The 22,624-nt window shown below is 34.4% G+C and carries 16 protein-coding genes; 13 read left to right on the forward strand and 3 right to left on the reverse strand.

Going from position 1 to position 22,624, the window contains the following annotated elements; genetic code table 11:
- Positions 1–21 precede the first annotated feature (21 nt).
- Complete coding sequence (locus PMOB_RS08205) at positions 22–1,407, forward strand: sedoheptulokinase (protein WP_012209389.1); 1,386 nt, start codon at positions 22–24, stop codon at positions 1,405–1,407.
- 233 nt (positions 1,408–1,640) lie between these two features.
- Here the strand turns inward: PMOB_RS08205 and PMOB_RS08210 are convergent, their stop codons facing one another.
- Positions 1,641–1,883: a hypothetical protein gene (locus tag PMOB_RS08210; protein WP_041534135.1), complete on the reverse strand. Its 243-nt coding sequence runs from the start codon at positions 1,881–1,883 to the stop codon at positions 1,641–1,643.
- A 375-nt stretch (positions 1,884–2,258) separates the two neighbouring features.
- Between PMOB_RS08210 and PMOB_RS08215 the strand changes: the two genes are divergently transcribed.
- From PMOB_RS08215 to PMOB_RS08270, 12 genes are all read left to right on the forward strand, one after another.
- A complete protein-coding gene (locus PMOB_RS08215; protein WP_012209390.1) occupies positions 2,259–3,299 on the forward strand; it encodes a LacI family DNA-binding transcriptional regulator in 1,041 nt (346 codons plus the stop codon).
- A gap of 55 nt (positions 3,300–3,354) precedes the next feature.
- Positions 3,355–4,383, forward strand: coding sequence for an ABC transporter substrate-binding protein (locus tag PMOB_RS08220; RefSeq protein ID WP_012209391.1), 1,029 nt, complete (start codon positions 3,355–3,357; stop codon positions 4,381–4,383).
- A gap of 65 nt (positions 4,384–4,448) precedes the next feature.
- A complete protein-coding gene (locus tag PMOB_RS08225; protein WP_196793029.1) occupies positions 4,449–5,978 on the forward strand; it encodes a sugar ABC transporter ATP-binding protein in 1,530 nt (509 codons plus the stop codon).
- The gene (locus tag PMOB_RS08230) at positions 5,971–6,918 is read left to right on the forward strand and encodes an ABC transporter permease (protein ID WP_012209393.1); all 948 of its coding nucleotides are present in this window, start codon (positions 5,971–5,973) and stop codon (positions 6,916–6,918) included. The genes PMOB_RS08225 and PMOB_RS08230 overlap by 8 nt, the downstream gene beginning before the upstream one ends.
- A 26-nt stretch (positions 6,919–6,944) precedes the next feature.
- Complete coding sequence (locus PMOB_RS08235; RefSeq protein WP_012209394.1) at positions 6,945–7,367, forward strand: RbsD/FucU family protein; 423 nt, start codon at positions 6,945–6,947, stop codon at positions 7,365–7,367.
- The gene (locus tag PMOB_RS08240) at positions 7,364–8,011 is read left to right on the forward strand and encodes a transaldolase family protein (protein ID WP_012209395.1); all 648 of its coding nucleotides are present in this window, start codon (positions 7,364–7,366) and stop codon (positions 8,009–8,011) included. The genes PMOB_RS08235 and PMOB_RS08240 overlap by 4 nt, the downstream gene beginning before the upstream one ends.
- 71 nt (positions 8,012–8,082) lie before the next feature.
- Positions 8,083–9,051 carry an AEC family transporter gene (locus PMOB_RS08245; protein ID WP_012209396.1) on the forward strand — a complete coding sequence of 323 codons (969 nt, stop codon included), beginning with the start codon at positions 8,083–8,085 and terminating at the stop codon, positions 9,049–9,051.
- Between the two features lie 65 nt (positions 9,052–9,116).
- On the forward strand, positions 9,117–10,043 hold the full coding sequence (locus PMOB_RS08250) for a substrate-binding domain-containing protein (protein WP_012209397.1): 927 nt from the start codon (positions 9,117–9,119) through the stop codon (positions 10,041–10,043).
- A gap of 181 nt (positions 10,044–10,224) precedes the next feature.
- Positions 10,225–12,231 carry a methyl-accepting chemotaxis protein gene (locus PMOB_RS10315; RefSeq protein WP_012209398.1) on the forward strand — a complete coding sequence of 669 codons (2,007 nt, stop codon included), beginning with the start codon at positions 10,225–10,227 and terminating at the stop codon, positions 12,229–12,231.
- 74 nt (positions 12,232–12,305) lie between these two features.
- Positions 12,306–13,721 (forward strand): L-fucose/L-arabinose isomerase family protein, encoded by a 1,416-nt coding sequence (locus tag PMOB_RS08260; RefSeq protein WP_012209399.1) that lies wholly within the window; start codon positions 12,306–12,308, stop codon positions 13,719–13,721.
- Positions 13,722–13,749: 28 nt separating this feature from the next.
- Positions 13,750–15,270, forward strand: coding sequence for an FGGY-family carbohydrate kinase (locus PMOB_RS08265; RefSeq protein WP_012209400.1), 1,521 nt, complete (start codon positions 13,750–13,752; stop codon positions 15,268–15,270).
- Between the two features lie 258 nt (positions 15,271–15,528).
- Positions 15,529–19,992 carry an acyl-CoA dehydratase activase-related protein gene (locus tag PMOB_RS08270; RefSeq protein WP_012209401.1) on the forward strand — a complete coding sequence of 1,488 codons (4,464 nt, stop codon included), beginning with the start codon at positions 15,529–15,531 and terminating at the stop codon, positions 19,990–19,992.
- Positions 19,993–20,033: 41 nt separating this feature from the next.
- Here the strand turns inward: PMOB_RS08270 and PMOB_RS08275 are convergent, their stop codons facing one another.
- Both PMOB_RS08275 and rsmA read right to left on the reverse strand, forming a co-directional pair.
- On the reverse strand, positions 20,034–21,740 hold the full coding sequence (locus PMOB_RS08275) for a flagellar basal body-associated FliL family protein (RefSeq protein WP_012209402.1): 1,707 nt from the start codon (positions 21,738–21,740) through the stop codon (positions 20,034–20,036).
- Positions 21,741–21,774: 34 nt separating this feature from the next.
- Positions 21,775–22,602 carry a 16S rRNA (adenine(1518)-N(6)/adenine(1519)-N(6))-dimethyltransferase RsmA gene (rsmA, locus tag PMOB_RS08280; protein WP_012209403.1) on the reverse strand — a complete coding sequence of 276 codons (828 nt, stop codon included), beginning with the start codon at positions 22,600–22,602 and terminating at the stop codon, positions 21,775–21,777.
- Positions 22,603–22,624: the final 22 nt, after the last annotated feature.

The following is a 22,624-nucleotide window of genomic DNA, read 5'->3' on the forward strand; positions in this document are numbered from 1 at the left end:
ATTACTTAGAAGGTGTAAAAAATGAAAGTGTTGGGGATAGATTTTGGGACAACTTCTTACAGTGCATGCTTATACGACAGTAAAAGTAAAGAAATTGCCTTCGCAAATAAACAAAATACAAGTTTAATTTTCGATGGTTTAAAAAGTGAATTTGACATAAAAAAATTAGAAAGTGATTTTGATTCTTTTATAAAATATCTAACTAAAGTTTTTGATTTAAAAGGAACCAAAGCTATTTCGGTCACCGGAAATATGCATAGTTTTTTTCTTGTGAAAGATAACACCCCAATAACAAATATAATTACTTGGCAAGATCAAAGAGCTTTAGAGAAAAATGAAAATGGAATTACATATGTAGATTATATTAATAAAAATTATAAATCGCTATTTTCAAAATTTCAATACTTTCTAAGCCCAGGGTATGCTGTCACAACTTTACTCCCTTTACAAAAATTTCTACGTACTTCGGGGTTTTCTCTCCATTTTGCTCCAGATTTCATTGTAAAAAAGCTCACTGGAGATACTACATACGATTCAATACCTATAGATCCTACTATAGCGCATAGCAGTGGATTTTACGCATTAGAAAACAAAGATTGGAATTGGAAACTAATCAATGCATTGGGATACAGCGAAATTCACCTTCCCAAAATTGCTGAACCTGGAACTTTTGTTGGGAATGTTGGAAAGTACATCCCTCAATTAACTGGTACCCCGATTTTTTTAGGGATGGGTGACAATCAAGCGTCAGTTTTAGGCGCAATTTTTGAAAAGAAACTTGAAACTTCTTACAATAAAATAAATTCGATGGTTATAAGCATAGGAACAAGTGGGCAAATATCTGCTGTAGTTAAGGAAATAAAAAGGATTTCAAAATACATAGATTATCGACCTTTTTTAAATAATTATTATTTATTAGTTGGAGCTAGTTTATCCGCTGGTAAGACTATTGACACTATTAAAGATTTTATAAAAAGCTTTATAAGCTTGGCTTGTAAAAAAAACGTTGAAGACGATTATGTTTACGAATTCATCAAGAATTCAATGTTACCTGTTTCACCTTTAAAATTTCGCACTACATTAAACGGTACACGTTATAATCCTCAATTGAGAGGAGCCATTGATAACATAAGTTTAAACAACTTTACAATTCAGAATCTAGTTACAGCAGCTGCATATGGAATAGTGGAAGAACTCTACAAATATTATAGAGAAATGAATATTGATTATGAAGATATCTTAGGGGTGGGGAATGGTCTACAGAAAAATAAATATTTTATAAGCATCATAAAAAAAGTCTTTAATAAAAATTTTTACCTAAGTAAATTGGAAGAAACTACAAGTTTTGGCGCTGCTGTGTGCGCAATGGAAGGAAAAACGAAAGGGGAGGTCGACATTCAAGGATGAATAAAGAGAAAATTCAAGAACAACTAAAGAAACCGTTGATAATTAAAGAAACAAGGTACACTTACTAATCAAAACGTTGTTCTTTCCACTGATTGTTGAACCCTATCAATTATTCTCAAGAAAAAGAATTTCTTGTCTCAACATCTCAAATCTATTTCTTCCATACATTATCCTCTTAATAACTTTCAATTTATTCACAGAACCATCTGCTAATCTTTCGATGTATAAAATTTCTAACCGCTTGCATATCCCGTTTTAAACTGTTCACAAATTGATCTATCTTTTGAAATAAGTGGTTCTGCTTCTTTGAACAGTATTGTATACCTCGTAATGTTTAGGATTGTACTCGAAATTGCTTCATTTTCGAAGTCCACATATATGTTGATTATATCTTTTTGATGTTCTATCTTTGATATCTCACCTGGTTCTGTTAGATTCAATATCTGTTCAAAGAATTTGGGCGGCTCTTTTCTCATTTGGATTTATGCCTTATATATTTTAGCTTTCTTACAGGATACCAGATTATTTAATCATTTATCCAAATTCCATTTTTTCTACCCTACACTTTTCGGAAGAGAATCTAATGATCTTGTCTAAATTTTAGATGGGATTTTCATTTACACAAAATTTACAATAGATATTTCTTTGATAAATAGAGGGTTTCTGGAAGTTTTGTCTGAAATCTGCCAATTTACTTCAAAATTTGGAATTATTCCCAAATAAAGGCGATTATTATCGAAAAGCTTCGATTTACTCATCGAGAGTTAATTTTGATTTTATTGTTTATTAATTTATAATAAGAATTAGTAACGCAAACGATTGCTTACTAAATGCTTATGGAGGGTAACCCCATGCAAAAAACAACTATAAAAGACATCGCAAAGGCTTTGAATATCTCTCCCTCTACAGTTTCAAGAGCTTTAAATGGGAAAAATGGCGTAAGCGAAAAACTCAGTGTAACAATTAGAGAAAAAGCTGAAGAACTTGGTTATGTTGGCAATTTTGCCGCCCGTTCTTTAAAAACATCGCAATCTAAAACTATTGGAGTTACTGTTTCAGATATAAGAAATCCTTTCTTTTTAGATTTTCTAAAAGGGGTAGACAATATTTTATTTCAAAGAGGTTATAAATTCCTTTTAACAGATTCAGGAGAAAATGTTGAAAAAGAAAAAATTTATTTAATGTGGCTTATCGAACACGGAGTAGATGGTATTTTAGCGTCGCCTGTGACTGAAAGAGATGGAAAAAATAATTTAGAACTTTACAAAAAAATTAAGAATATAAGTATTCCAATTGTGTTTTATGATAGAGTCTTCCCTGAGGAATCCCAATTTGATTCAGTCACGGTGGATAATAAAGATAGTATTATTCAAGCTTTAAAATATTTATATAATAAAGGCCATAGAAAAATTGGTATTTTTCTTTCAAAGAGTGGTATTTATACTATAGAACAAAGATTAGAAGGCTTTATAGAGGGGTGCGAACTTTTGGGAATTAAAATAAATGAAGAATGGATAGCAAAAGATTTGTTTCCCGAAGAAAAAACTTACGATAAATTGAAAAAATTGAAGAAAAATCATAATCTTCCAACTGCAATAATTGCCACAAACAATAAAATAACCAAACAGTTAATTAGTGCTTCAAAAAAATTAAACATATTAATACCGAATACTCTTTCAATTATGGGATACGATGATTTGACGGAAAATGAAATAATTTCACCCCCCATAACGTGCATCAAACAACCAGTCTTTGAAATAGGTAGAATAGCATCGACTATATTGTTAGGAAAAATAGAAAATGATGAAACTAAAACAACTAAGATCGTGTTGAAAACAGAGATTGTTGAAAGAAATTCGATCATTAATTTGAATAAAAATACACTTAATTGAATTTATTCTGTTTAAATTTTCAACTTTCATATATTACAACTAGGAGGTGTTTGGTATGAAAAAGGGTCTAACTGTTTTGTTGTTAGTTACTGTTTTATTGAGTTTTTCGTTGATAGGTTTTGGACAAACTAGCTTTTTTGATATTTCAAAGGCAAATCCACCTAAAGCTATTCAGTCAAGTGACATGACAATCTTCTTCATAGTAAAAGCTAGTGAGAATGAATTTTGGCAGATTGTTTTGGATGGAGCGCAAAAAGCGGCGAACCATTTTGGTGTAGAATTTATTCATCAAGAAGCCACTTCGGAGTCTGAAGTCTCAAGGCAAGTTTCTATTTTAGAAACAGCGATTTCTACAAATCCAGATGCTATTGTTTTGGCTCCTACTGTAGCAGATGCCTTAGTCCCTGGAATAGAAAGAGCTATGGATAGTGGAATCCCGGTAATAATTATCGATTCCATGGCTAACACGGATAACTATGTATCATTTTTAGGTTCAGATAACTACACTATTGGCCAAAGATCCGCAGATGAGTTAGCTAAGGCACTGGAAGAGAAAAACGGTTCTCCAAGCGGAAAGGTTGCAGCAATAACATATATGAGTGGAGTTGGATCATTAGAAGCTAGAATCTCAGGATTCTTGGATAGAATTGAAGAGGCATATCCTGATATTGAGGTAGTCAGTGTAAGAGATGCTATGGGGCAAGTCGGTAACACCATAAACATTACTTTAGATTTGCTGACTGCTTATCCTGATTTGGATGGTTTGTATGCTAATAATCAAATGACAGGAGATGACATGGTAAGAGCTCTTGATATGCAAGGAAGAAACGATTTAGCAGCTGTTGCAGTGGATGCCAGTGCCCAAGAGATTTGGGGGTTAGAAAATGGTTATTTAGACTCCGTTCTTGTTCAACAACCATGGGTTATGGGATACGCTGGAGTCGCCTACGCTGTTATGGCAAGAAATGGAGTGCCTCTTGCTAAAAATGTCGATACTGGAATATTAGTTATTACGCCGGAATCATTAGCAAGTGGAGAAGCAGATGCTGCTATAAATCCTTTTGAATATTACAAGGATTGGTAAAAATTCAAAAAAACTAAATGGGGGAGACTTTATTCTCCCCTATTTTAAAAAGAGGTGGTTTGAAAGTGGCTGATGAAATCAATTCTAGTTACAGTGTCATAATGAAAAATATCACCAAAACTTTCCCGGGTGTAGTAGCTTTAGCAAACGTTAATTTCGAATTAGAGGAAGGAGAAGTCAAAGGATTAGTTGGCGAAAATGGAGCAGGTAAATCAACATTAATTAAAATTTTAACGGGAGCCTATACTCCTGATCAAGGTGAAATTATTATATTTGGTGAAAAATTTGGTGCCTTAAATCCGATTATTGCTGAAAAAAAAGGAATTGCGGCGGTTTACCAAGATTTAATGTTAGCTAACCATCTAACGGTTCAAGAAAACATATTTTTAGGTAATGAATTATCTAAATTGGGTTTAATAAATAAAAAAGAAATGACTAAAAGAACCAATGAACTATTAGCAAACTTGGGGTACGAAGGAATCATTCATCCTTTAGATAAAGTTAGGAACCTAAGTTCCGCTCATAAGGGGATGGTGGCTATTGCGAAAGCTCTTGCAAAAAATGCGAAAATTATGATTTTTGATGAGCCTACTGCTGTTCTAGCCGAAAAAGAGGTTAAAGAACTATTTCGAGTGGTGAAACAATTAAGGAACAATGGAATTTCTGTTATATATATTTCGCATAGATTAGAGGAAGTATTTGAAATTTGTGATACCGTGACTGTTTTGAAGGACGGAAAAGTTGTAGGAAGTAGAAAGGTTGAAGAAACAACTGAGGATGAATTGATAACTATGATGGTAGGTAGAGAACTGAAAAAGGATTTGTATCTAGAGCGAAATATAGGGGAAGAAGTTTTAAGGGTCGAGAATTTAACAAACAACAAAGTAAAAGACTGCTCTTTTTCAATAAAAAAAGGCGAGATAGTTGGTATATATGGTTTAGTTGGTTCTGGTCGAACAGAACTCGTAAGAGCTTTATTTGGAGCGGACCCTATTGAAGAAGGGAATATATATATAAGAGGTAAAAAAGTTAATAAACCTTCTCCAAATAGTTCGATTAAAAGAAAACTTGGATTACTCCCTGAGGATCGAAGAGAACAAGGTTTAGCTCTTAGGCTTTCTGTTAAAGATAATATAAACCTGCCTATATACACCCGTATAAGTAAAATTGGAATTATCAATTCAAAAAAAGAAAAAGATAATACGTTTCATTTCATAGAATCTTTATCGATTAAAACTCCTACAATTTATCAAAAAGTTGAAAATTTAAGCGGTGGAAATCAACAAAAAGTAGTTCTTTCCAAGTGGTTAGCTAGTGAATCAGAGGTTTTTATATTAGATGAGCCGACTAATGGAATAGATGTTGGTGCAAAAGAAGAGATTTATGAATTAATAAATGATTTAGCCTCGCGTGGGAACGCAATTTTATTTATATCATCGTATATTCCTGAGTTGATGTCCATTTGTGACAGGATACTTGTAATGAGAGAGGGAACCATCTCGGGAGAGGTAACTAGGGATGAATTCTCTGAGGAAAAAATTCTATCCATCGCTTTAAAAACTGAAAACAACAAGGTAGGTGTAAAGAATGACTAACAACAAAAAAATAAATTTTACCTGGAGTACTCAAACAGTTATATTATTAGTAGTAGTAGCTATGTGGATTTTTCTTTCTCTATCTACAGAGAATTTTCTAACTATATCAAATATTCAAAATGTACTTAGGCAAGTGACCATCCAAGGAATAAATGCAGTCGGTGTTACACTAGTTATCATTACCGCAGGGATAGATCTATCCATCGGTTCAGTTGTTGCTTTGGTTAACATACTTTTTGCAACCCTTTTAGTGGGGGGAACTCCAATTTGGTTTGGAGTTTTGATGGTTCTAGCGCTAGCGGCAGGTCTTGGTTTTGTAAATGGTTTTTTTGTTCATCAGTTTAGGGTACCACCATTTATTGCAACTTTAGCTATGATGAGTATCGCAAGAGGAGCTGCATTACTGATTTCCGGGGGAAGAAATGTCTTTGGACTGCCCAGAAGTGTAGCAGAATTTTCATCTGGGACACTGTTAGGGATTCCTAACTTATTTTGGTTTTTGATAGCTGTAATAGGCTTTATGGAATTTTTATTGAGAAAAACAACATTTGGAAGATATGTTTATGCAGTTGGGAGTAACCCAGAGGCCGCACGATTATCTGGAATAAATATTAGATGGGTTATTATAGGAGTTTATATGATAGCTGGATTTTTATGGGGGTTATCTGGAATATTAGAAACTTCAAGGCTTTGGATGGGAGTTCCAAGCACTGGAACAGGTTATGAATTAGATGCAATAGCTGCAGCCGTCCTTGGAGGAGCAAGTTTAATGGGTGCGCAAGGAAGCGCTATTGGAGCATTCTTGGGTGCTTTAGTTATGGCGACTATATATAATGGATCCGTCCTTTTGAACATTAACCCATTTTGGCAAAGAATAATAGTAGGAATTATTCTAGTGATAACTGTTTCGATTGATCAAATGCGTTCCAGAAGAGGATAATAAAGTGAATTCGTGAGGTGATTTTTATGTTAAAAAACATACCTAAGATAATATCTCCAGAATTAATGAAAGTCCTATTAGAAATGGGACATGGGGATGAAATATTGTTGGCTGATGGAAATTATCCCTGCCATTCGGTGGGAGTCAAAGTAGTAAGATTAGATGGACATGGAATTCCAGAAATTTTAAAAGCTATCTTAAAATATTTTCCTCTTGATACTTTTGTTGAAGAAAACGTTCTGTTAATGGATAATAATTTAAGTACTAAACCTGAAATTTGGAAAAGTTACGAAGAAATATTGTATGATTCTAAAGAAGACTTTAGAGTGAAAGTGTTAGAAAGATTTAAATTTTATGAAAGAGCTAAAAACGTATTCGCCATAGTTGCGACAAGTGAAAGTGCCTTGTATGCTAATATCATTCTTAAAAAAGGGGTTGTCAAAACATGATATATATAGACTCGATTAATGAAAAAGCTATTTCATTTTTAAATTTTCCTTTTATTCAGGGGTTGACTACAAATCCTTCCATAATAAAAAAGGAGACTAATTCCTGGGGTTTTGTTGAAACCGTCAGTTTCCTCCAAAAAATCCCAGGAAGTCATTTTGTTCAGGGAAGTGTAAAAAAAGATAAAGATTGGTTTATGGAATTGCATAATCTTTTGGAAAAAGGGGAAATTGATGCTAAGAAATTCATAATCAAACTTCCGTGGGATCCTTCTCTTGCAGCAAATTATGTTTTACCTTTGAGAGATTTAGGATTTAAAGTTTGTGCCACCGCAGTTTATACTATACAGCAAACCTTTACGGCTGTTTTTAGCAAAGTGGATTATATAGCTTTTTATTATGATAGAATGAAAAAAAGCCATATTGATGTAGAAAACAGATTGTTAGATATATTAAACATATGTGAAAAAAACAACCCAGAACTTAGATTATTAGGCGCAAGTATAAAAGATATTACAACTGTCAACAAACTACTAAAATTAGGAATTCATGATTTAACTCTTCCTTTGAACGTTGTGGAGGAAATTTTAAAGACTAATTTTCCACAAAACGATTTAGAAATATTTGAAGATGATTTTAAATTATGAGATAAGTAGAAGAAAATTTATTGGTTCCTGCTAAATTTTTTACAAACTAAAATTCGAAAGGACATTATACAATGAATACAAATTATTTTGAAATAATTCCTAAGATTATACCGGTTTTCATCTTGTTAAGCGTTGGATATTTTTTAAAAATCAAGAAGTTTATCTCTAGCAATTCTATTAGTGAGATCAAGAAATTGATCGTTAACATTTCACTTCCTGCACTATTATTCATATCGTTTCTGGATGTTAATTTAACTATAGAGTTCTTTTTTGTCATTCTAATTGTTTTTTTGATCAATCTTTTGATGTTATTAATAGGTAAGGGTTTTGCATTTTTTACAAAGTTAAAGGATCCTCACTTACCTTTGCTTTTCACCGGTTTTGAAGTTGGTATGCTTGGCATACCCCTCTTTGGAGCAATATACGGTACGGAAAGCATTAAATATATGGCTGTGGTTGATCTTGGCCAGGAGATATACGTTTGGTTTGTATTATTTGCTATGTTATTGAGCCTTCAACAAAAAGAAAAGCGACTGCATTTTGTAGGGTTATTTAAATCTTTTATCACTTCTCCGATAATTATAGCTATTTTACTTGGGATCATTATCAATTCTAGCGGGATAAAATCTTTAATTAGTGAAAATTTCCTATTTCAAGGTGTTATTAACAGTATCGATATGCTTGGGAGTTTAACAGTGCCTTTAATACTATTAGTGATAGGATACGAAATTAATTTTAAAACCAGTAATATGAGTTTACCTTTAAAAATTATTGGCGTTAGACTGTTAATATTAGTACCTATTGCTCTTTTAGTTGGGAATTTTGTTTTTAATAAATTTCTTGAACTCGAACCCCTTTACAGCGTTGCTCTACTGTCGGTTGTAGTATTGCCTCCCCCTTTTATTATTCCTCTCTTTTTTAATCAAGAAGATGAACAAAGGGGTGAGAAAAGTTATGTATATAACACCTTGTCAATAAGCACAGTTATATCTATAATAGCTTTTTTAATCACTGCTGTATTTTTCACACCTACTCTTTGAATAATCTGAAAAATATACAAGAATTAAAAAAACCAGTCATTGAAATATTCTCAGGAGGTAATCCCATGCGAAAACCAACGATAAAAGACATTCCAAAGTCTTTGAATCTCTCTCCTTCTACAGGCATATTTAAAAACTCAAAATCAAAGATCATCGGTGCTATTGCGTTTGATATAAGTAATCCTTTCTTTTTGGATTTTTTAAAGGGTGTAGAAGATGTTTTATTTCCACGTGAGTATAAGATTTTGTTAAGTAACGTCGACGAGAATATAGATAAAGAAAAGACCTATTTAAGCTGGATGATAGGTCATGGGGTCGAAGGTATTTTAGCTTCACCAGTTAGAGAAAGAAACGGTAAAAGTAATTTGAGATTATATCAAAATTTTTACAAAATGGGCATTCCAATAGTTTTCTACGATAGGATGTTTTATAGTCAAGGGCAATTTGATCATGTTATTGTAGACAACCAAGATGCAATCATTCAGGCCTTGATGCATCTAAAAGAAACGGGTCATGAAAAGATAGGTATTTTTTTGTCTAAAAAAGGAATATTCACTATAGAAGAAAGACTCAAAGGGTTTCTAAAGGGTTGTAAACTTTTAAATATTCCCGTTAAAAATGAATGGATCTGTGAAGATATATACCCTCATGAAAAAGCTATAGAAGTTTTAAATTGTCTAAAGAGAAAGAATACTTTACCAACGGCGATAATAGCAACAAACAACAATTTAACTAAGTATATAGTTTACGCTGCTAAAAAAAATAATATAAAAATTCCTGAAGAACTGTCTTTAGTTGGATTTGATGATTCACTTGAAAATGAATTGATAGATCCGCCTTTAACGACTATAAAACAACCAATATTAGAAGAAGGTAAGATAGCTGCCACATCTTTACTATCAAGAATAGAAGACAGATATGCCAGACCTATGAATGTAACATTAAAAAGTCAATTAATAAAAAGGAAATCAGTAAAGAATTTGAATTTATAATAGATTAAGTCATATAAGATATTTTGACAATCTTCTTAACTTAATAATAAATTTCAATTCATATACTCCTATATTAATTATATCTTCTGTCCCGCAAAACGTTTATTAATAGTATCGAAAAACTTTTTATGAAAGTCTCGTTATCTCTTAAGGTATTTAACAATAAAGGAGGAAAATTTCCATGTTATTTAAAAGCATAAGAGGAAGGATAACTTTAATTATCGTTGTAATTTTTGTTTTATTTGGGGCAGCAATCTCTTTCAATATTTTTTCTTTGATAAGATCCAACGATGGTTTGGGTAGTTATAGAGATCTTTCTGATGCAACGAATCAAATCTCTGAAATAGAAAACGACTTTTTTGAAACTGCTTTAGCCTTCAAAGACTATGTGATTAATTACGATGAACAAACAAGAGAAATTATTACTCAAAATATCAACTCTGTTCAAAGTTTCTTTACAGGTGAAACTACCGATTCAACACTTGTGCAAAACGTAATCACAAAGGTAGAGAGTTATGAAAGCGGGTTTAATCAAATTGTTCAATTGAACGAAGAAAAAAATAGACTCGTAAATCAAGATTTTAAAGATATATCCAATGAATTACGCCAAATTATTACCGACTTTAAAACCTTAGCCCAAGAAAATAATGTTTCGATCCTTTCTTTTTATAGTGATAATCTGTTGAATACACTGGATAATATAGATAATTTATCTTCCAAGTATTTCTCATCCAAATCTCTTGGAGATAAAAACAATGTTTTAGACGTTTTTACTGAAATGGATTATCAACTTTCGAATATAGAATATAGGTTAACCTCTGACGAACTAACTGAAATGTTCAACCAGACGAAAGACATGGTTGAACAATTCAAAGACACCTTCGATCAAATAGTCACAGCGATAGAATCCCAGGAGCCTATAATCGGGCAGATGGAGCAAGCAAGGGTAGAGATACTGTACCTATTAGAAGAACAAAGAAATAAATTAAAGGTCCAACAAGACACGTTAGGTCCATCACTCATAGAAGAAAACAACAGGGCTATAACCTTGACAGCCATCTTAACCGTAGTAGCTTTCGTAGTATCGATAATCATGGTCATCTATCTAATAAGAAGTATAACGAAACCACTGTTAGACTTCAAAAACAAGATAAACCAATTCAAAGAAGGAGACTTAACGGTAAACTTTGAAAGTAAAAGCAAAGACGAGATAGGACAGATGGCCAACGCCCTATCAGAAATGAGTAAAGAATTGAGAAGATCCATGGGGTCAATAAGGCAGGCATCAGACAAAGTAGAAAACGCATCAGAAAATCTAACACGCTCATCACAAGAAAGCAGAAAGAACTCAGAAGAACTCAAAAACCAGATGGACAAGATACAAACAAGTACGGAAGAAACGGCAGGAAACGTAGAAGAAGTAACCTCAGGTGTAGACGAAGTAGCAAGGGCTGCACAAGGTGTATCCCAAGACGCACAAAGACTAAGTGAAGAAGCAGATGAAACGAGTAAAGCTGCAGAAGAAGGAAGCAAAACGATAGAAAGTATAAGTCAAGCGGTGAAAGAAGCGGTAGAAAGGACCAAAGAAAGTCAAAAAGAAGTAGAAACACTCGCAAGCAACGCCAAGAACGTACAAAGTATAGTAGAAACGATAAACTCGATAACGGAACAAACGAACCTGTTGGCACTAAACGCAGCGATAGAAGCGGCAAGGGCAGGAGAAGCTGGAAGAGGATTTGCAGTTGTAGCGGATGAGATAAGGAAGTTAGCGGAAGAATCAAGGAATGCAACGGATGAAATATCAGAAATACTAACCAACATAACGCAAGGGACGAACAAAGTAAACGAATCTACGAACAAGGTAGTAGGAACGATAGGAGAAATAAACGAAAAGATGGTGAATGTACAGAAAAGCTTCAATCATATAAAAGAAAGGATAGAAAGGATGGACCAAGGGATAGAAAACATGACTGCAAGTGCAGAAGAACAAAGTGCAAGTGCGCAAGAGATGAGCACAGCAATGGACAGGGTAGCGAAAGCAGTAACAGAGATAAGTGAACAACTAGAAAGGTCAAGAAGTGTAATAGACGAACAAGTAAAACAAGGGGTAGGAATAAACGAAGAAGCGAAAGAGTTGAGTGAGTTAGCCACAGAGTTGAAAGGATTGGTTGAAAGTTTTAAGATATAGAAGGGACCAAGCTTAAAACAAATTTTTGATGTTTTAAAAATAATAAATATAAACTAAGAGGAGGTTATTTTTATATGCAAAAAAGGAAAGTAGGAATAATCACATTTTCAGACGGTAGAGATTTTGTTCATGAGGAAACCTTGGAGATGAACAAAAAATTTGAAGACAGGCTAGTAAAAGCGTTAGAAAATACTGGTGAAGTGGAAGTAGTAAGAGCTTCAGACATTGTAAACAAACCATCCAAAGCCAAAAAAGCTGGAAAAGAAATGCTAAAGGCAGAAGTGGAAATGACGATCTTCAATTATTCTATATGGTGTTGGCCTCACTTAAGTGTTATGGCTTCACTTTATGCCCCTGGACCGTATTTAACTTATGGCCAAATAAATCCAAAGTATCCTGGAATGGTAGGATTGTTAGCTGCAGCTGGTGCTTTAGAGCAAATAGGAATATTCCCAGAAAGAGTTTGGGGTGAGCCAGAAGATCCGACGGTTTTAGAAAAATTACTAAAATACATACGTGCTGCCAGTGCTGCACATAGGTTAAAAGGAGAAAGGTATGGAATGTTTGGTGGAAGACCCATGGGAATGTACACTGCTTCTGCCAACGGAGATCAATGGATGAAAGAATTTGGAATCGATGTTGAACAAGTAGACCAATATGCATTAGTTTTAAAAGCTGAACAAGTACCATCCCAGAAAAAAAAGAAAGCAAGAGAATGGCTTGAAAAATTGGCAACCGTTAAATATGACGGCAAAAGACTCACCCCTGAAATTTTAGAGAAACAGATAGGATTATATTACGCTGCACTTGAAATTATAAAAGAAGAAGAGCTTGATTTTGTTGGATTCAAGGGACAACCTGAAATGACAAATAATTATGCAACATTAGATATCGCAGAAGCTTTTTTGAACGATCCATACGATTTTGATGGTGCAAAGGAACCTATTGTTGCAGCAACCGAAACAGATATGGATGGAGCTTTAACGATGGAAATCTTTAAACATATAGCCCAAACCCCTGTACTGTTTGCTGATGTGAGGCATTACTTCAAAGAAGAGAATTTATTGGATTTAGCAAACTCTGGACAGCATGCGACATATTTTGCAGGAAAATCTAACAAACCTGAAGAAAATTTGAAAAACGTGATTATACACCCTGAAGATTTTTATTTTCCAGCGGGTGGTGGTGCTGTTAAACACTTTGCAGCCCCTGGAAGAGTCACATTAGCAAGACTTGCAAGACAAGATGGAAATTATGTAATGACGATAGTTCCCGCTGAGTTTGTCGAACTTTCTGAGGAAGAAAAGAAAAGATTGAGCGAACAAGTGCAAATCGAATGGCCACATGCATATGCTAAACTAGATACTGATATGGAAACTTTTTTGGAATATTATCCTTGCAACCATACACATGGGGTATATGGAAATTATATAGATGAGTTGGTACATTTTTGTAAGATTAAAAATATCGGTTATCAGATTTTGGATTGAAAAAAATTTATATTTGGAGGAACTAAAAATGTATTTAGTGGGAGTGGATATCGGAACTCAAAGCACTAAATCAGTTATCACGGATGAAAATGGAAAAGTCATTGCAGAAGCTTCTAAAGAATATTCTGTTTTGACACCTCAACCCAATTGGGCTGAACAATGGCCTAATGTGTGGTTTGATGCTGTGATTGATACTCTGAAACTAGCAATAGAAAAAAGGAAAATAGATCCAAAAACCGTTGCAGGAATCGCTATCAGTGGATTATATGGAGGTTCGGGAATCCCGGTTGATAAAGATTTCAACCCTCTGAGGCCCTGCTTGATCTGGATGGATAGGAGAGCAACAAAAGAAACAGATTGGGTTAAAAATAATGTTCCCAAAGAAACTTTATTTGGGATAACAGGTAATTATGTTGATAGTTACTTTGGTTTCACAAAAATCATTTGGATAAAAAATAATGAGAAGGATATTTGGGAAAAAACTTATAAATTTATAACACCAAAAGATTTCGTCATTCACAAATTAACAGGTGAAGTAATAATAGATTTCTCTTCTGCTGGTAATATCGGAGGGATTTTCGACATTCATAAAAAATACTGGTCAGAAGAAATGTGCAAAATGCTTGGAATAGATTCAGATAAATTGCCTGAAAAGATAGTTAAATCTTCTGAGATTGTAGGAACCCTCAACAAAACATATGCTCAAGAGATCGGACTTTTAGAGGGCACCCCGATAATCGCTGGAGGAATAGATGCACCCGTTGCTCAATTAAGTGCGGGATCTGTCAACGAAGGTGAACACGTAGCTATGGTTGGGACTTCGACATGTTGGGGCAATATTCACGATGGCAAATACCTAACCCCTGAATTGGTTAGTTTTCCATATGTTGTAGATGATTTAGCAAAGATATACACGTTTGGGGGAGGAGCCACTTCGGGAGCCATAGTGAGATGGTTTCGAGAAGAGTTCGGGGAATATGAAAAAGAATTTGAAAGAAAAAGAGGTATTTCTGCTTATTCACTTCTTGAATTGGAATCAAAAGATATTCCTCCTGGAAGTGATGGGATTATAGTTTTGCCATATTTTATGGGTGAAAGATCACCTGTTTGGGAATCAAGTGCTAAAGGAACTATTATAGGACTTAACTTGTACCACAAAAGAAGACATCTTTACAAAGCTTTTATGGAGTCTGTAGCCTATTCCCTGAGACATAATATGGAATATGCAGAAAATACTGGAATGAAATTGAATTCCGAATGTTACTTAGTAGGAGGAGCTGCTAAGAGTGATATTTGGACTCAAATATTTGCAGATGTGACAGGATATATTATGAAAAGAACGGATCAAGATGTTGAAGCACCTTTAGGAGATGCATTTTTAGCTGGCTTAGGAACAGGTGTATTTCCCGATTCACAAGATATTAAGAAATGGATAAAGTTCAAAGAAAATACTTCCCCAGACGTTAATAACAAAAGTGTTTATGATAAATACTTCAATTTATACAAAAAGTTGTATGAAAATACCAAAGAAATAATGAAACAATTATAGTCTCATTGATTGAAAAAATTTACCGGTATGGAGTAGCAAAAATCAAGAAAAGGCAACGGATAGAATTTATAGCCCCTTTATGGGGCTTAATTTTTTTTGTTTGTTATAAAATCTTAAGAACCTTGATAATTATTGTAAAAAGGTATATCATAATAGTAAGAGAGAAATGATGTGACTGATTGTAGGGTAATGAGGCACTAAAGTAGGTTTTAGGGCTTCAAAAAAAGAAAAATTTTGGGCTTTAAGGGGAGAAAAGGTATGTATTACGTTGGGTTTGATATTGGTTCATCAAGCATTCATGTAGCGGTCATTGACGAAGAAGGAAAACTAAAATACGTTAAAGAAAGTATTCCACATTTTGGTGTGCCTTTAAAAAGGCTACCGGAGATTTGGGAATCGATAAAACCTGAACTGGATGGGGAAGTACTTTCTACGTCTTTCACGGGAATAGGTGCACAACTTTTCAACAAAGTTTTTTCGGAACTCTTGTTTGATTATGAAAGTGTTACCATACCCAAAGGTGCTTCTTTTCTCGAACCAAATGTTTCCTATGTATTCCACATTGGAGCAAAGGACTCATATTTTTTAAGACTTGGACATCTTAAAGAAAAGGTGAATCTTTTAGAGTTGTCAGCTAATAGCAAATGTGGCGGGGGTTCAGGAATCTTAGTTGAAAAACAGTTGAAAAGATTATACTTAAAAAACGATTCAGAGTTTTTTCAGATAGATGATTACTCACAAAAAATTGAACTAATGAGAAAATTGTATGCCCAAGCAGAAAACGAGGTGAAAGATTACAGCGATATTCAGGGCTTCAATGCTAGATGTGGTGTTGTAATTCAATCAGATTTGATACACGAACAAAATGAAGGTGCTCAAAGGCCCTTTTTAGTTGCAAAATTGTACTCTACAGTAGCTAGGAATTTTAAAAATGACGTGATTGGAGCGAGGGAACTTGATCCATCTCTCTCAGCCATAGCTACAGGAGGAGTCTTTTCAAGTGATTATATCCTCAAAAGTTTCAATATGTTAACTAATTTAAATGTAAAAAGGCCTAAGTACCATACCGCTGTTGCAGCTATTGGGATAGCTCTGGAAGCGTTAGAAAAGAAAAACAAATTTGTGATAGATTTTAACCGACTTTCTGAGATCTCTAATTTTACGAAGAGTAAACGTCCCTATGCTAAGCCTCTTTATGCCTTTCTTGATAAAGTCCACAGCTACGAAGGAAAAATTGAGAAAGTGCAACCTGATGTGGTTAGAGATGTAACCATAGGAGTAGATGGAGGCTCAACCACCACAAAAGCTGCGATTGTGGACGTTGAAACGGGTGCCCTTTTAGACAAAATTTACATCAGCACCCATGGTGATCCAGAAAGAGCTCTTAAAGAAGTGTTTAGACACTTAGCCAAAAAATCCAATAATTATAATGTTCTTGGTGTATGTACCACAGGATCAGCCAGAAAATTGTACGAGAGAATTTTAGTAAGTCAAAAGAAAAAAGAAACTTTAGAAGAAGAAGGATACGCAGTTTTAGATGGAGCCGTTGATGAAGTCACATGTCACGCCAAGGGAATTAAATTTCACGATGAAGAGATCGATACGATATTTGAAATCGGTGGACAAGATATGAAGTTCACTTCTTTCAAACTTAATGGAGAAGAAGCTACAGATCAGATAAAAGAGGCTAGGATGAATTACTCATGTCAAGCCGGAGCTGGTCAAACATTGGAGAACATGGCTCAACTGTTAGGCTTGGATGTCAAATCGACACTTCAAGAAGCCGCATTGAAAGCAGAAAAAGTACCCATTATAGATTCTACCTGTGGTGTTTTCATGGAGATGGAAGAAAACCGTTTAATTTCTGAGGGTTTTTCACAAGAAGAGATAGCGGCAGCTATAGTAAGATCCACAGCAGCTAGTTATTTTAATAAATTTGTTGGAGGTCCACAACATGTTCAAAACAAATGCTCTTGTCAAGGGGGACCAGCCTTGGGGAAAGCATTTTTGGCTGCAATGGCACAAGTTACAAACAAAGATATCTACGCTTATCCCCACAGAGAATTGTTTGGAGCATGGGGAGCGGGTCTTTTTCTAAGAGAAGAGATATTGAAGGTGAAAAAAGAAGGAAAAGAAGTGCGCTCAGCTTTCAGAGGCTTTGAAGTAGTAGATATGAAATTTGAAAAAGAAGAGGTAATGTGTTCAGATTACTTCGGCAAATCGTCCTGTAAGGTAAGAAATTGCAAATTGAAAATCTTTACTATAGCAGGCGAAAAAGTTATAACAGGTGGTTTTTGTCCAAGAGGGAACAGTGAAGGGGCAGAGAAGGTAAAAGTAGATTATGTTGAAATTTTCCATAGATTGTTTGAAAAACATTTTGAAGGCATAAAATACGAAAAGTTGGACGAAATAAATGTCGATAATGAAAAAACGGTAGGTATTCACAGAGCTGGAGTAACCTTAGGAGAAATAGGTATTTGGTCTGCCGCATTGTTTAGTAAAATTGGATTTTTACCAGTATTATCTCCAGTATCAGATGAAGAAATTGCACAAAGAGGTATTAATATTGCTCCTACAGAGTTTTGTATAGCGATGAAACTCGTTATAGGTCACGGGGATCTGCTGGCAAAAGATAAAAGGATAAAACACCTGTTTAACCCTTCGGTTATTGAAGAAGTAAGAGATAAAAAACCAATGAGAAAATTTTGCATATATACCGAGGCTGAAGGTTACTTGTTACAAGACATATTGGGATTGGAAGAAGATAGAGAGATTCTGCCTGTTCTTTACTGGAAAGATAAAGAAAGGTCAGCTCAAGCGATATACGATGAATTAAAAAGAATTGGTTACAATATTTCCAAAGAAGAGATATTGGAAGCCATAGATTATGCAGATCAAAAGTTAGAAGCGTTCAAAAGCGATTTACACAAACAAGGGGAAAGATTCTTAAACAAATTAGAAAAAAGTGAAGAGATAGGGTATGTAGGATTGGGAAGAGATTATGTTGTATTAGACCCTCAGGCTTCCTCACAATCAGGTTCTATGTTCACCAAGCAAAGAGGTATGAATTATATTCCTCAAACTTTTTTGGAAGAGTACTACAAGGATATTCCTATAGATGAACTTTCTTTCAACGAATACTGGTATCAAAATGCGCATATTCTCCAAGCTTCTATATTCGTTGCACAACATCCAAAACTATTTCCGATAAGACAGATGAATTTTGCTTGCGGACCAGATTCAGTCAAATTTTATCATGAAGATGAGATATTCAAAAGAGCAGACAAACCGTTTTTGCATTTAGTGACAGATGCACAAACCAACAACGCTCCCTTTGTTACAAGAGCTGAGGCACACGATCGAGTGGTGAAAAAGAGTAAACCAAAAACGGATTTGGAGTTCAAAGATTTTGTCTTATTCCCCGATGGTCATAAGGACAAATTAAAATTGGGGCAGAGGCAGTGGCTCATTCCCTACATGGGTGAGGCAAGTAACCTAGGAAAAGCTATACTTAAACATTACGGAATAGAAGCGAAGGTTTTACCAACGGCCACAGTTCAAGCCAAAGAAGCGGCAGATAGGTTCATCACAACGGAAGTTTGTTTTCCGTTAAGAGGCGTGGTTGGTGATGCGATGGCAACCTTGGAAGAAATAGCCAGAGATAAAGGAAAGGACTGGATAAATGACAATACCGTTATTTTCTTGCCGACCACTTCTGGCCCATGTCGTTTTGGTAAGTATGGAGAAGTTCTGAAGATTTTTTTACATAAAGAAGGACTTGACAATATCCCTATAATCAGCCCTTCTGTTGATACGGGTTACCTCCAAATAGAAGCGCCAGAACAGTTTAAAACTCTTTATCAGAAAGCAGACGCATTAATAAATGTTTTCAGGGCAATAAAAATGGCGGATATGACAGATGATTTAATCAGAAGATTCAGACCATATGCGGATGATTTTTCTGATTTCGATGAAACTACCCAAAAATTATGGGAAAACCTACAACAATTACTGATGGAAAAAGGCGGTTCTATAAAATATCTAAAAAGATGGGTGAATGACGCTATAGATACTTTCACAAAGTTATCCCCAAGTGCGAAAGAGCATTCACTTCCTTTAGTATTGTACATAGGGGAAATATATTCAAGACAACATGATCCTTACACAGATTATGTAATGGAAAGGATAGAAGAGGAAAGGTTAGAAATAATCAGAGGGACAATAGCTGAATGGTTAGAATATGTGATTTACATTAACGAAAGGAGAAACCCTAATTTTCTTTTCCGATTTGTGGATAATTACATGGGTTTCACAGATTGGCGCTTCAAAAGAATTTTTGGGGCGTATTCTAAAGACCACGCTGTTTTACCCAAACCTCAAAAAATCATCGATGACATGCAAAATAGTAGAAAGTACCACGGTGATATTGTAGGAGAATCACCTTTGGTAATTGGGATATTTCTAAAATTTTTAAATGGTGAATTGGCAAACGGTAGACAAAAAGTTTCTGGGATATTCCATGTAGGACCTTTCACTTGCATGCAAGAAGGCGTGGCGATGGCAAAAATGGATGCCATCGCCAAAGAAGTATCAAAACGAGATCCTTCATTGGTTGTTCCAATGATTCATGCATTTTTTGGAGATTCTGCCAATACGAATCTCGAAGCTGAAATTGCAGCATTCAGAGAACAGTGCTATCTCAAACAAAAATTGACAAAATAAGGATCTACTCTCCCTTTAGCAAAGAGAACCTAAAGTGAAAATTATTCAACTCTAGAAACATCTAAAGTTACTTCTTTTATACCGTTGGTAGTGTTTGTTTTGAACAATTCATTTAAAGCCGAAAGCAATTTGTTCTCAATTTCGGCAATTTTCTCACTGTTTCTAAAATCTTCAGGCTTATAAGTTGAGAATATGAGTCTAAGAGTGTCAAAAACCTGCGAAAAGGAATTTTCCACGGTTTCTTTCATATCTGCGTTGGCAACTAATAAGGAATATTCCGCAACAAAAACACGGTTGTTAAGGTTGATTCTAACTGGGTATTCTCCTTTTATAATTTCAACTTTTAAGTCTTGCTGAGTTTGAATATACCTGATTTCAGGTTCTAGGGCACCATAGAATTTGATGTCAGTGTATCCCAGAAATTCAGGATCACGTGGATTATCTTTAATGGAGTATACACTAACCTGTCCATTTTCAAATCTAGCGTATAAATAACCATTGGCGATTTTAATTCCGTTAATACCTTCTAAATTCAAGTTTTCTTGTAGTTTGGGAGAGTTAGGATTACTTATTTCTGCTATGCTTAATCCTTCCATATATCTGAGTATATATAGATAGTTATCGTGATTGATTACATCTGTGACGTTTCCTGGCGTGTCTATTGTAGCGATTTCTTGGGGTTTACTTGGATCTGTAACTTCATATATAGTTACCCCCATTTCGCCACTTGGTGAGTAGAGATAAACTTTTTCCTCGGGCACTACTTTTGTGGAAAAGCGTATTTGAGAGGTAGATTCTCCACCTTTTTGATCCTTTGCAACAATTCTTAAGGTATAATTTTTTCCCATTTCCAAAGAATTAAATCGATAAAAATACGTATCGATATTTTCTGCTATGAGTCGCTCTTGTCCAGAGTCCGCAGTTAAATATAAATCAAAAACCAAAGAATCTCTATCGGGATCTTCAGCTTGCCATACGAAGTACACACTAGACTCGCTTAATTGTTGATTTTCAGATGGTGATAAGATTATTGGGCTTATGGGAGAACTATTTTTTTGAAAATAATAATTTTCAGAGAAATTATAAACCATGTTATTTTTAACAACAGCAAATTTCAGATCCAATCCTTCTGAAGGCACTGAACTTAAAATAAGTGTATTCTGGGTGGAGGTCCTATAAGGTTCGTACATTCCATCACTGTTTCTTCTATAAATTAAATATTGGTCATAGTCTTGTGGGAGTGTTATATACAAATCGTTATCATCCCATTCATAATCTATTTGATATCTTAGGGGTAATTTTTCGAGATTTATGTCGCTTAGGGTTTTATCTTCATTCACAAACAATTCTGGGTTGTTATAATAGTAATATGCAAGTCCTGTATCATCGACTGCCATGATATTTAGCTCATAAGTCCCTTCTTCTATGGACGTTAATTCTATACTTTCTCCAACAGGAAAAGATGCTTCGTAAGTATTGGCTCCAATCAATTCAACTTTTATTTCGTTGTAAGGTTCTTGTAGACCTTCTGACGCAACTATTTCGTAGTTGATCGTTACATTATACTTTCCACCAAAAAACAACAGAGAAAATATAATCACAATACCCAAGACAACTATTGCAATAATAGTTGTAATAATAATTAATCTCTCTCTGTTTTGTGGTGGTTTCTTTTCTTCTTGGTTGATTAAACTTTCGTATTCTAATTTATTTTCATTCTTATTTTCTGAATTGTTCTCTTCAGCCATTTCTATCCCTCCAAAGATAAATTTACTATTGCCTTTAGAACCCTTTTTTAGCGCCCCTTCGCCCCAACAATTTTTTGTATAGTTGTATGTATGTTTCTAAGGGAATATCTTCTGGTCGAGATGAGGGGTCAATTTGTACCTCAGTTAAATATTTTTCTGTATCAGGTATAATCTCTTTAAGATTATTTTTTATTGTTTTTCTTCTTTTAGAAAAACATATGTGAACAAATTTCATGAAATCTTTTGGATCTATTTCTTCTACATACTTGTACACAGGGTTGAATTTCAATATTACTGAATCTACTTTTGGAATTGGTATGAAATTGTTTTTAGATACATCCATGATTCTTTCAACAGTACAATAAGTCTGAACGAATATACTTAAAGGGCTGTAACTTTTTTTTGATTTTGCCATCAACCGTTGTCCAAACTCTTTTTGAAACATAAAAATTGCGTATTCAAATTTTGGTGATTCTTCAAATATCTTTTCTAATATTTTTGAAGAGATATAATATGGGATGTTTGCTATATATTTCAGTTTTGGAATATCTTTGAATTTAGAAAGGTCTGTGTTTAAGAAATCTTCAAAATGTATTTCTACATTTTTTGAACCTTCAAACCTTTCTTCTAATAGTGGTTTGAGCCTCTCATCAATTTCAAACGTTATTACTTTTTTTGCTTTCTTTGCTATCTCTTCTGTGAGAATTCCATTGCCGGTTCCAATTTCTATTATTACGTCATTTTCATCGATTTCACTTTTTTTTACTATTTCATGAGACACAGTCGAGTTAGACAAAAAATTTTGACCCAACCCTTTTTTTAATCTTATATCGTACTTCTTAAGCCATTCAGAGGTTTTCAAACAAATTTCACCTTTCTTATTT

Source organism: Petrotoga mobilis SJ95, assembly GCF_000018605.1.
Lineage (GTDB): Bacteria > Thermotogota > Thermotogae > Petrotogales > Petrotogaceae > Petrotoga > Petrotoga mobilis.

What these genes read in the sequence shown, in the direction of transcription:
- PMOB_RS08205 (WP_012209389.1), top strand. Translation starts at nt 22, where the DNA reads ATGAAAGTGTTGGGGATAGATTTTGGGACAACTTCTTACAGTGCATGC.
- PMOB_RS08210 (WP_041534135.1), bottom strand. Translation starts at nt 1,883, where the DNA reads ATGAGAAAAGAGCCGCCCAAATTCTTTGAACAGATATTGAATCTAACA.
- PMOB_RS08215 (WP_012209390.1), top strand. Translation starts at nt 2,259, where the DNA reads ATGCAAAAAACAACTATAAAAGACATCGCAAAGGCTTTGAATATCTCT.
- PMOB_RS08220 (WP_012209391.1), top strand. Translation starts at nt 3,355, where the DNA reads ATGAAAAAGGGTCTAACTGTTTTGTTGTTAGTTACTGTTTTATTGAGT.
- PMOB_RS08230 (WP_012209393.1), top strand. Translation starts at nt 5,971, where the DNA reads ATGACTAACAACAAAAAAATAAATTTTACCTGGAGTACTCAAACAGTT.
- PMOB_RS08235 (WP_012209394.1), top strand. Translation starts at nt 6,945, where the DNA reads ATGTTAAAAAACATACCTAAGATAATATCTCCAGAATTAATGAAAGTC.
- PMOB_RS08240 (WP_012209395.1), top strand. Translation starts at nt 7,364, where the DNA reads ATGATATATATAGACTCGATTAATGAAAAAGCTATTTCATTTTTAAAT.
- PMOB_RS08245 (WP_012209396.1), top strand. Translation starts at nt 8,083, where the DNA reads ATGAATACAAATTATTTTGAAATAATTCCTAAGATTATACCGGTTTTC.
- PMOB_RS08250 (WP_012209397.1), top strand. Translation starts at nt 9,117, where the DNA reads ATGCGAAAACCAACGATAAAAGACATTCCAAAGTCTTTGAATCTCTCT.
- PMOB_RS10315 (WP_012209398.1), top strand. Translation starts at nt 10,225, where the DNA reads ATGTTATTTAAAAGCATAAGAGGAAGGATAACTTTAATTATCGTTGTA.
- PMOB_RS08260 (WP_012209399.1), top strand. Translation starts at nt 12,306, where the DNA reads ATGCAAAAAAGGAAAGTAGGAATAATCACATTTTCAGACGGTAGAGAT.
- PMOB_RS08265 (WP_012209400.1), top strand. Translation starts at nt 13,750, where the DNA reads ATGTATTTAGTGGGAGTGGATATCGGAACTCAAAGCACTAAATCAGTT.
- PMOB_RS08270 (WP_012209401.1), top strand. Translation starts at nt 15,529, where the DNA reads ATGTATTACGTTGGGTTTGATATTGGTTCATCAAGCATTCATGTAGCG.
- PMOB_RS08275 (WP_012209402.1), bottom strand. Translation starts at nt 21,740, where the DNA reads ATGGCTGAAGAGAACAATTCAGAAAATAAGAATGAAAATAAATTAGAA.